We start from the raw sequence: 9,711 nt of genomic DNA on the forward strand, positions 1-9,711 counted from the left end.
CGGGCCAGCGCGGACCCTGGTCATCACGCTTCCTCCCGTCGCAGTGCCCTCCATATCGGCGTGATCCGGCGCCGGATCGAACGGCTGTCTGGCATCTTCTTGCCGTCCGACCGATCCGCGAACCAGTCCTGCATCTCGGCAACCAGCTCGGCTTGTGTGGCGGGCAGGCCGTGATCATGAATCCGCACGATCAGGGCTATGTTCATGCCTTCCCAATCGTAGGGCGTGGCAGCACCGGCCCGGCCGCCACCCGCCGCACCATGTCGTTCTCTTCCTCGAAGGCATGCACCTCATCAGCCATGATCATCATGTCCGCAACCGCCACAGTGACCCCGCCGACAGGATCGGTGATGATCTGCCACTGGCGCTTCTCGCCAGCCATGATCCGGCGCGCACAGCCCTCGGTCGGGCCGGTCCCGCAGCGGCGGAACAACGGCATGAGGTCCATGGGCGAGAGAACCACCCGACCGGCGACGATCTCCTCGCCGCAACGCACCAGGCCGATGCCGGTCATGATGTGGAACTTGCCCGCCGCGGCCCAGCCTGCGACGTCGGCGATGTTGCAGCCCCAACGGGCCGTGACTTCCTGAAGGGTGTAGTAAACGCGGGGCGGCAAAGCCATGACAGATCATCCTCACATGAACCGAGGACGGGCCGAACTCATACCGCCTGCAGCCCGTGCTGGGGGCGGCACGGGTTAAGTGATCGGGCGCAACGACACGAGAGGCGCTGATGCGCCTTCGGTCAGAGCGACTGGTGTTCCGATAGACCTGTTATGCTTTTGGTTGAGGGCTGCTCTCCTCAAGGATGCAACTTGGCGCTGGCCTCGATTCGGAGCAAGGGGGTGGGGTAGACGAAGCTGTGGATAATGAGGTTGTCGTGCGTGGCCAGCGATCGCAAAGGTGCACCCGCCTGGAGCGTTTGGCCTCTAGTTGAACGCCGCCCATATGGCCGAGTGGGTTGCACCGACTGCCAATCACAACGCGGCGCTCAATATGGTTTGCCTGTCCGCAAGCTCATCAATAGCTTGCCTGTGCTTGGCCCGGACGACTTTTCAACCAGTTGAGAGACCAGTGGAGGCACATGACCGTCTTTGATATTCCCGCGGCCCGAATAGCTGATCTTGATGATGCCGACCTGCGGGAGCTTGTGGCGCGTCTTTGCGAGGCAGAGCGTGAAAGGTACGGTGGCCATCGAACTGAAGTCAGTTGGGGCGGGGCCCAGACTACTCCAGATGGCGGCATCGATGTCATGGTTCAGTTGGCAACCGACTTCGTGCCCAACCCTGTATTGCCCCGCAGTGTGGTAGGCTTTCAGGTCAAGAAGTCCGACCTGCGTCAAGGTGCAGTCGTAGCTGAAATGTGCCCCGGCGGGAGTCTACGACGGAGCATCGAGGACATTGCCCGAAATTCCGGTGCCTATCTGATCGTTTCGGTCGGTGTCGATTGTTCAAGGACGATGCTGGAGGATCGCCGGAATGCAATGCGACAGGCACTTGGCGGGCATCCGGACTTGGCAGCGCTTCATACCGATTTCATCGATCGTCACGCCCTTGCGCGCTGGGTCAGCGCACATCCAGCCGTTAGCCTTTGGCTTAGGGAACGTCTCGGCCTGCCCAGCCTCAGGGGCTGGGCGGGCTACTCACAGTGGTCGTCGACGCCGAAGGGCGTTGATGACACCCTGATCTGCGAGGATGGCTTGAGTTTCACGCTGCCGGGTCGCACAATATTCAAGGCGGTGCCTGATGCCTTGGAGGCGATCAGAGCACTTGTTCGGGACAGCAAGAAGGCAATCCGGATCGCTGGTCTGTCAGGTATTGGCAAGACAAGGCTTGCTCAGGCTCTGTTTGAGGAAACAACTGTCGGAAACCCCATTCCTCAGTCTTGGGCGGTATACACCGACATCGGACGCGACCCCGAGCCGTCGCCCCTCCAGATGCTGGAAACTCTGATTTCACTGGATCGGCCTGCAGTGCTGATCGTCGATAACTGCCCACCCGACAGTCACCGGGCCCTCGCCGATAGGCTGGCCAAGTCGGACACCCGGGTGAGCGTAATCACCATCGAGTACGACGTGCGTGACGATCGACCGGAAGAAACCGAAGTCATCCGGATCGAGGCTGAGGGCTCAGATATCGTTGAGGCCCTAATTCGACGTCGCCATCCTGGACGTTCTCCAAGTGATGCGCGGCGGCTGGCGGAGCTGGCTATTGGCAACGCGCGTCTTGCGCTTGCCCTAGCTGCGGCTGCACCGGCAACTGGATCGCTTTCAGCCTTCGACGATGACGCACTGTTTCGGCGCCTTTTTTGGCAGCGAGAACAACCTGATCCTCAGCTTGAGCAGTCCGCAGAAGCCCTGTCGCTTGTCTATTCATTCGATGTGGAGGGTGTAGAAGACCCGGACGAACTGCTGTTCCTCTCCGAACTAACCGCGATTCCGCGTCTTCTGCTTTACCGGCATGCGAATACACTTGTAGAGCGGGGACTGGCGCAAGTTCGGGGGTGTTGGCGTGCCGTGCTTCCGCATGCGCTTGCAAACCGTTTGGCGCGTCGGGCGATCCACAACTTGCCATGGCGCGAACTAGGCATTGCGTTCAGCACGCCCGGGGCTGCGCGGCTGAGACGTTCCTTCGCGCGCCGGCTCGCCTACCTGCATGATGTCCAGGCGGTCCGACAGATCGTGGAACTCTGGATGCAGCCAAATGGTCCGCTCGACTCTGCCCAAGGTATCACAGGGTACGATCTCGATCTCCTGGAGCGCTTGTGTCACCTCGTGCCTGCAGAGGCTCTGAACCATTTGCGACTGCTTGCGGGACAACTTTCGGAAGAGCGCCACTCGACGCGAGGAATCGACCAGACAACGCAGCTTCTGGCGCGAGTTTCCCATTCGCCTGATCATTTTGACCGCGCGGTTGAGGGCCTTGTTGATCTCGCCATCTCCTCGGAAGAGCGTGATGCTGCAAACGCGGATCGCGCCATAGAAAGCCTTTTCGGCCTGTACCTTTCTGGCACCCTCGCGCGCACCGATCAGCGCATTGATGTGGCGCGGCGGACAGCATTTTCGCCGGATCCCAAGGTCGCCAAGCGTGGTCTTGCGATGCTGAGGGCGGCGTTGAAGACGTCGATGTGGAGCTCAGCATTCTTCTCGACGGAGGATGCCAGGCCCGAAGCCTTTGGCTGGCACCCGCGAGGCCACGAAGTTGTGGAATGGTTTCGTGGCTGGATGGCACTCGGGGAAGAATTTGCTCTTGGATCACATGATGAAGTCAAGAAGGAGGCAAGGGACATCCTCGCACAAGGATGCGCAAGCATCTGGCGTCGAGTTCCTTCGTTGCGCGATGATATCGAGAAGACCGCAGCACGAATGAGCTCAACTGAACCATGGGTGGAAGGCTGGAATGCGCTGCGGCGCATGCGAAGTCTCGAAATCAGAAGGTCGACGGATCATGAGAGTGTAGAACTTGAACGATTGTCGGCGTTGATCAGGGAAATGGAGCCTCTGGACCTGATTCACCGGGCGCGGGCCATATTACGTTCCGAAGGGTATCTCGGGGATGAGCCAGATGGGGAAGGCGATCGGGATTTCGCGGCAGCCATGCAACGGCATTCAGCGAAGCTGCGCGAGATCGGGGAAGAGCTGGCAGAACGGCCCGACGTCATCGATGCCTTAGCGGACGATCTGTTCGCGGCACGTCACAACAACCCTTTCGAACTTGGCAGGGGTCTTGGTTCGGTCACTTCTGACCCCCCCGGGCAGTGGAGTAAACTGCGCGACCTGTATCTTTCTGAACTTGGGCCACGCACTAAGCCATCCATTCTCTCTGGGTTCCTTGCCGCCATTGAGGAGCGAATTCCGGATCTTGCCGATGAAATTCGAAATGAATGCCTTCGAATACCAGCCCTACGGCAGACCTATGCAGCCTTTGCTCCGAGCGGGAAGGTCTCGAATGTTGAACTCAATCGCCTGACAGTAGCCGCCAGCGATCCCAATGTCTGGGCCGGGCAATTCAGTGGGTTCGTATGGTCCGACCAGCATGGGCTAAATGATGCTGATCGCGTCAGGTTACTCACAGCCATGCAGACGGGTCAGTATGGCTTGGAAGCCATCATCGATGCGCTGGCGATGTTGAGGCATAACGAAGAAAAGTCACCCAGTGACTGGCCGCCGGAACTGCGCGGTGTCGGGATCAACACGGTTGCATTAATGCTCACCCGCGGAGATGACAGGCTGAACAGCAATCTGGATTTTCACGCGGCCGAAGTGGTGCAGAAGTGTCTGGTCCCCGGGGATGAAGTCGGTGCGCGACGCCTTGTTGATGCGATGGTTGCTCATGCACATCGGCGACACGGCTCGCTCTATGATGTTGAAAGGACAGTTGCCGCACTGGCGGAACGAGCGCCGTTTGTCTTCCTCGACAGGGCACTTGGCGCATCAGACCCGAGGCTCAGGCTCAGCAGAGACTCAACCTTTGAAAAGTCGCCGCTGGGCGGTATCGAGCCTCAGCTGCTGATCGATTGGTGCCGAATGGGCGGAGCTGAACGCTGGATTTCGGTGGCTGACGCAATCCAGCCTTTCGGGCCAGACGACACTTCAGAAGCTGACTCACATACTACCGGACTGTCGTCACAAGCGAAGCTTTTACTAGCTACAGCGCCAGATCCCGAAGCCGTTGTCGCAGTTTTCTTCGGCCATGTTAGTCCGATGCGCTGGAGCGGTAGCAGAGCCGATATCATGGAGCGTCGGCTTCTTGCCATGGAGCAACTCGCCAGTCACCCAAATGAGAGGGTCAGGCAGGCGTTCGACCAAGGAGCGTTAGGGTTGCGCCAAATCATTGCTAGGGAACGCGAAAGGGAGCGCGCCGAAGACCGGGAGCGCGACGTCTCCTTCGAATAGGAAATGGAAGATATGGCGTGCTAGGGGACCTTACACAGCGGCATTTCGGCCCGACGGCCTGTCCCTCATGCCACTTCCTGAAACGAATCGGGTGGAGAGAGCGAAGGGCTACATCAACGCCACATCAACCTGCGACTGCGGACTTCCTGCCGGTCTTGCGTGTGAATCCGTGCGAACGCTGATGTTTGCGAGGGTGAAAATCAAGCTAAAACAAAGGCTTGCCTTGTAAGTCTCTGGTTTCACTGATTATTCGGTTTTGCCCTTCCATGGGCTCATAACCTGAAGGCCGCAGGTTCAAATCCTGCCCCCGCAACCAGAAATTCCGACAAGATATCAAACACTTAAGCCGCCCATCGGGCGGCTTCTGCGTGTCGCGTCGTGTCGAAAGCCCATCCCGAACACTCCCCAAAGATTCCAAAGCCTTACGATCAGCCCCGATTCCTCCGTGCAACACGGATGCGACACGGGAACGCGTCGATGTTCCATCTAAGTTCCATCAGCTGGGTGGCCATGCCTTCGGCCAGATGATCTTGAACGCGTCTTTGGATGGAAAGGCGATGCCGAATCCGTTCGACGTCGCGAGAGCAAGGTCTTCGTCACTCGGTTTGACCTCAACGACGATCAGCAGGGAAACATCACCATTCGCGCGTTGCCGGTAATCCAGCAGCTGCCCCATGGCCGTCCTGATCGCATATCGAGAACTTTCGGTCTCGCACGGCTTAATTTCAGCAAGGACTTGGCCGCGTGCGCTATCGCTGTAGCGGAGGTCGACACTCGCGAGATTCGGTCGGAGTTCGGTTGCACCCTTGCAGGAGAGAAAGCGCTCAAACCTTCCCTGAAGTTCGCTGTGTCGAGGCGTGATGCATGCCTCATAAGTTTGGACATATCGGACGTATGGATTACCGGCAGCACCGGTGCTCTTACTATTGTTCGTTCCGCCACTCTGCCCTCCCGGATCGGCCGTTGCAGCAGACTCAATTAGCGCTCTGGTGTGCTGCAGAAACAGCTGGACCTCTTGCGGACTGCTGTCGTCTGGCGACCACCATGGTGTGTGTCCCATCCAACCTTTGCCGCGACCCATTGCCAACGATCGATCTTCTAGATCGAGCCGGTGCGCATCGGAAGCCAATGCACGGATCCGGTAATTTCTGATGTCGTCCCGCTTGTGCTGCTTCGACGGGAAAGCTTCGAAGTCCTGGCGCTCGCGAAAAACTGTGGCGTTGCGATACCATCCGACAACGCGCCGACCTCGTTCATCGGGGTGGGTCGCCGTCCAAATGACATCAATGCCATCGAGTGAGTTCCCAGTTCCTCCAAGTCTCTCAAGCCGAATTTGACGATCATTCTCACCGTGGACTGTCTCAACGTGCCCGTAAACAAAACCGTCCGGACACGGTAGGAAATTGCAGACCTCGTGGCCGGATTCGTTTTCAGTGACCCATTTCCCGCCGCCGACGATCTTGTCAGGCTTGCCAACAAGACCTTCGTACCGGTTCATCCAGCCAATGTTACAGAACAGCAATGGCGGCCTCTCCACAAAGAACAGTTCGGAGAGTATTTCAGGCCGAGCCGCTCGGTCAATGTGAGCGTTACGTTGGCTCTTCGGGCGCGGTGCCGGAATTGCTCACGCCGCCGCCGTTGCCACCCCATCCAGCCGCACCGCGACGGAGGTTATCCCGTTCCCGGCGACTTCAGTCGCGGTGCCGATGGGGAAGCGCCCAGCGCCGGGCGTGTTCACCTGCTTGGCCGTGTTGTCCCAGGCAACGCGCGCGCCGACGGTTAGGACCGCCGCTGTTGCCTTCGGCAGCTTGTAGACGCCGGTGGTCGCCAATTCCAGCGGGTCGCCCTCGGCGGCAGAGTAGGCGGCGATGCCGAAGATGTTGCCCACGATCAGCCCCTCGCCCGACGCGATGCCGCCCGTGGGCGTGGACACGGTGATGACCTGGCCGTTCTGGAGGTAGTTGCGCATGGTCAGAGCCCTTTCGAGGATTGGATGCGGACCACGGCGATGCGCGTCGTGGTCCCGGTGATCTGCCGGTTGAGTTCTGCGAGTGCGGCGGCCATCTCGCCGTCGCTCGCGTAGGTGACGCGCTTGCCGTCGTATTCGACGGTGCGGACGCCCCGATAGCGCGCGGCCATCAGGGTGTCCCGCCAGGCGGTGAGCTGGGCGAGGTCGGCCATGCTCACGCCCCGGCGTTCATGAACCAGCCCCGATGGTCGATGAACCCGGCCCCGAAATCGAGGATCACCCGGATCTCGACGCCGTCGACGTCCCAGCCCGAGCGGCTCTCGACCTGCGGGCCTTCCGCCCCCGAGAGGTAACCGAACTCCAGACCGTCGATCTCGCCGGGTTCGGCGGTGACATACCAGCGCGTGGCCGAGGACAGGCGCGGCTCGACCACCAGCGACAGCGACCCGGAGAACGGGTTCACGTCCGCAGCGGTGGCGGGCGCGATGCTCGCCAGCCACTTCTCGGCCACGGTTTCCAGCGCGGGCGGCACGAGCAGGTTGCGCGGCGTCACGCGGATGGTGCGATCCTCGATGCCCTTCTGGGTGCGCAGCGCCAGCCGCGCGGCCGAGAGCGTCGCATCCGAGATCACCGCCCCGGTGCCCGCCTTGTTGCCGTGATCGGCATGGAACAAGGTCTTGCCGTCCGACATCGTGGGCCCGTTGCCGCTGCCCGCCTCGAGGAGGGTGACGAGGATCCGCGCCTCGGTTTCTGCCGCGGCCTGACCCATCCTGCGGGCGAGGTCCGCGAAGGCGCCAAGGTCGTCGTTCACCAGCACTTGCCGGGTGATGCCGATCTTCCGCGCCCAGGTCTCGATCTTGTAGGCCTCGCGCGCCTCGGCCATCGTCCCGGCCTTGATCTCGCCGTGCTCGTTCAGTTTCTCCAGCAGCGGTGCCTCACCCAGCATGATCTTGTTCACCGCCCGAAAATCCCGGGCCGAGGTCTGGCGGCCAAGGCGGCGGATGCCCGAGGGTGCGGCCTGGTAGGCGTCGCGCAGCACGCGGCCCACCGTGTCCCCGAGGATGATCGGGAAGTCCGAGGTGGTGTGCAGCGCGCGTGTGACGAGACTCGCGGGCGACAGCGACATGGTGGACTCGCCGCGCAGCGCCAGCAGCTCCTTCGCCATGTCCACGGGCGTGGAATAGGCATAGCGGCGGGCCGGATCGCTCAGCTCGTGGCGCGGGTTGATCCGCGCGTAGAGCGCCTCGCCCATCTGCCGGGCGCGGAGCGCGGACTCGTCCTGGCTCTCGCCCATCTCGACACGGACCTGTTCGGTGCGGATCGGCGGTGCAGACCGCTTCGCCAGCGCCTCGAAGGCCGCGCGGCGGGCAGTGTCGGCATCGGCGTTCGCGTCGATCTGCCCGTCGATCCAGGACTGATCCAGCCCGGCGATACGGGCGATGGCGCGGATCTCGGTGTTAATCGCGGCGCGGGTCTGCGCCTCGGGCGGGCCGGGGGTGACGGTCGTGTCGGGCATCTCTGTCTCCATGCGAATCTGGGCGCCGGGATCGGCGGGCGTCGGCACAAGGGAAATCTCGTGAGGGGTCCAGCGCACGGCGGTCAGCACGCGCGCGCCGTTCTCGGTGGTCTCGGCCCAGTCCTCGACCGAATAGCCGACCGAGACATGCCGCAGGATCCCCGCCAGCACGTCCTGCCAGATCGGCTCCACCTCGGGCCGGGCCGAGAACTGGATGACGGCCGTGCCGCGCTTGCCGTCGACTGCGGCGCTGCGGACGGAGCCGAGCACGTCACGCACGGCGGTCTGGCGATGTGCATCGAGCACGCTGGCGCCTTCGAGGCGCGACAGGTCCACGGCCTGCGGATCGAGGCTCAGCCGCTCGATGTACTGCCCCGCCATGTCGCGGCGGCGCACGGGTGCGCCGGTGGACCAGATCACCTCGACGGTGCGAGCCTCCGGATCGGCTGTGGCGGGTGCCAGCGTCGCGCGACGGGTGAGAAGTTCGAGGGCGTCAGTCATCGACAGACTCCTTCTGCTGCGGCGCCGCCGTCTGATCGAAGCTTAGCCCCAGCCCTTCCGCACGCTCGCGGTCGGCGGCGATCTCGGCATCAACCTGTTCGGCGTCGTAGCCCCGTTCGGAAATCGCCTGCCTGCGGCTTTTGAGCCCTGCTTTGATGGCAAGGATCTCTGCCTCGACGTCCTTCTTGGGATCGACGTAGTCGAACTTGGGCGGCAGCCATTCACACCCGAGATAGGCGGCGGGATCGCGGTCGAAGTCCCGGGCGGGCAGATCGCCCGACAGGACCGCCAGCCGCACGAAGCGGTCCCACACCGGGCGGCAGAACAGATGCACAGCGACATTGTGCTGCAACTGTTCAACGCACCGACGAAACTCGATCAGCCCCGCACGGATCGAGGAATAGGTGACGCCCTCCAGATCGCCCGAGACCAGTTCATAGGGCAGGCCCATGCCAGCGGCGACGGCGCGCAGGTGGTTCTTGACGAAGGGGCCGTAGGCATCGCTCTCGGTCGGGTTGGAAAACCGGATGTCGGTGCCGGGCGGCAGGGGGATCAGGCTGCCGGGTTCCATGCCGACCGTCAGCGCGCCCCCGGTGTTGGTGCCGGTCAGGCCGCCCGCCGTGCCGTCCGGATCGGTGATGAAGCCAGTGAACAGCGCCGCGATCTTGGCCTTCACCAGCGCCGCATCCTCGAACTGGTCCAACTCGTGCAACCGGAGCAGCACTGGGGCAAGCCAGGTGATCCCGCGCAACTGGCCAGCGGCGAGCGGCTTGAAAAGATGCAGGCAATCGGTAGTGAACTGCGCCGGGTTTTCCGGAGGCTCCAACTCTTG

General features: G+C 62.0%; 8 protein-coding genes. 1 reads left to right on the forward strand and 7 read right to left on the reverse strand.

The annotated features are described in order from the left end of the window. Positions 1–23 precede the first annotated feature (23 nt). Positions 24–206, reverse strand: coding sequence for a hypothetical protein (locus EZM81_RS18580; RefSeq protein ID WP_248298253.1), 183 nt, complete (start codon positions 204–206; stop codon positions 24–26). After that, positions 203–622 carry a hypothetical protein gene (locus tag EZM81_RS16410; protein ID WP_248298254.1) on the reverse strand — a complete coding sequence of 140 codons (420 nt, stop codon included), beginning with the start codon at positions 620–622 and terminating at the stop codon, positions 203–205. The genes EZM81_RS18580 and EZM81_RS16410 overlap by 4 nt, the downstream gene beginning before the upstream one ends. Positions 623–1,083: 461 nt before the next feature. On the opposite strand from EZM81_RS16410, the gene EZM81_RS16415 reads away from it, so the two are divergent. Beyond that, positions 1,084–4,893, forward strand: coding sequence for a hypothetical protein (locus EZM81_RS16415; protein ID WP_136646469.1), 3,810 nt, complete (start codon positions 1,084–1,086; stop codon positions 4,891–4,893). 496 nt (positions 4,894–5,389) lie between these two features. Here the strand turns inward: EZM81_RS16415 and EZM81_RS16420 are convergent, their stop codons facing one another. The 5 genes from EZM81_RS16420 to EZM81_RS16440 all read right to left on the reverse strand — a co-directional run. Continuing rightward, a complete protein-coding gene (locus tag EZM81_RS16420; protein ID WP_136646470.1) occupies positions 5,390–6,391 on the reverse strand; it encodes a hypothetical protein in 1,002 nt (333 codons plus the stop codon). 126 nt (positions 6,392–6,517) lie between these two features. Beyond that, positions 6,518–6,862 (reverse strand): DUF2190 family protein, encoded by a 345-nt coding sequence (locus tag EZM81_RS16425; RefSeq protein ID WP_136646471.1) that lies wholly within the window; start codon positions 6,860–6,862, stop codon positions 6,518–6,520. A gap of 2 nt (positions 6,863–6,864) precedes the next feature. Then, positions 6,865–7,074 carry a phage head-tail joining protein gene (locus EZM81_RS16430; protein WP_136646472.1) on the reverse strand — a complete coding sequence of 70 codons (210 nt, stop codon included), beginning with the start codon at positions 7,072–7,074 and terminating at the stop codon, positions 6,865–6,867. Positions 7,075–7,076: 2 nt separating this feature from the next. Beyond that, the gene (locus EZM81_RS16435; protein ID WP_136646473.1) at positions 7,077–8,879 is read right to left on the reverse strand and encodes a prohead protease/major capsid protein fusion protein; all 1,803 of its coding nucleotides are present in this window, start codon (positions 8,877–8,879) and stop codon (positions 7,077–7,079) included. Continuing rightward, positions 8,872–9,711 (reverse strand): phage portal protein (locus tag EZM81_RS16440; RefSeq protein WP_136646474.1); only part of this gene is annotated, 840 nt, incomplete at its 5' end. The genes EZM81_RS16440 and EZM81_RS16435, both read right to left, overlap by 8 nt.

The sequence above is a fragment of the Tabrizicola sp. YIM 78059 genome, from assembly GCF_004959785.1.
Classification (GTDB): domain Bacteria; phylum Pseudomonadota; class Alphaproteobacteria; order Rhodobacterales; family Rhodobacteraceae; genus Tabrizicola; species Tabrizicola caldifontis.

Bases quoted from the DNA above. Each gene is read 5' to 3' on its own strand.
- EZM81_RS18580 (WP_248298253.1), bottom strand. From the start codon at position 206: ATGAACATAGCCCTGATCGTGCGGATTCATGATCACGGCCTGCCCGCC.
- EZM81_RS16415 (WP_136646469.1), top strand. From the start codon at position 1,084: ATGACCGTCTTTGATATTCCCGCGGCCCGAATAGCTGATCTTGATGAT.
- EZM81_RS16430 (WP_136646472.1), bottom strand. From the start codon at position 7,074: ATGGCCGACCTCGCCCAGCTCACCGCCTGGCGGGACACCCTGATGGCC.
- EZM81_RS16425 (WP_136646471.1), bottom strand. From the start codon at position 6,862: ATGCGCAACTACCTCCAGAACGGCCAGGTCATCACCGTGTCCACGCCC.
- EZM81_RS16435 (WP_136646473.1), bottom strand. From the start codon at position 8,879: ATGACTGACGCCCTCGAACTTCTCACCCGTCGCGCGACGCTGGCACCC.
- EZM81_RS16410 (WP_248298254.1), bottom strand. From the start codon at position 622: ATGGCTTTGCCGCCCCGCGTTTACTACACCCTTCAGGAAGTCACGGCC.
- EZM81_RS16420 (WP_136646470.1), bottom strand. From the start codon at position 6,391: ATGAACCGGTACGAAGGTCTTGTTGGCAAGCCTGACAAGATCGTCGGC.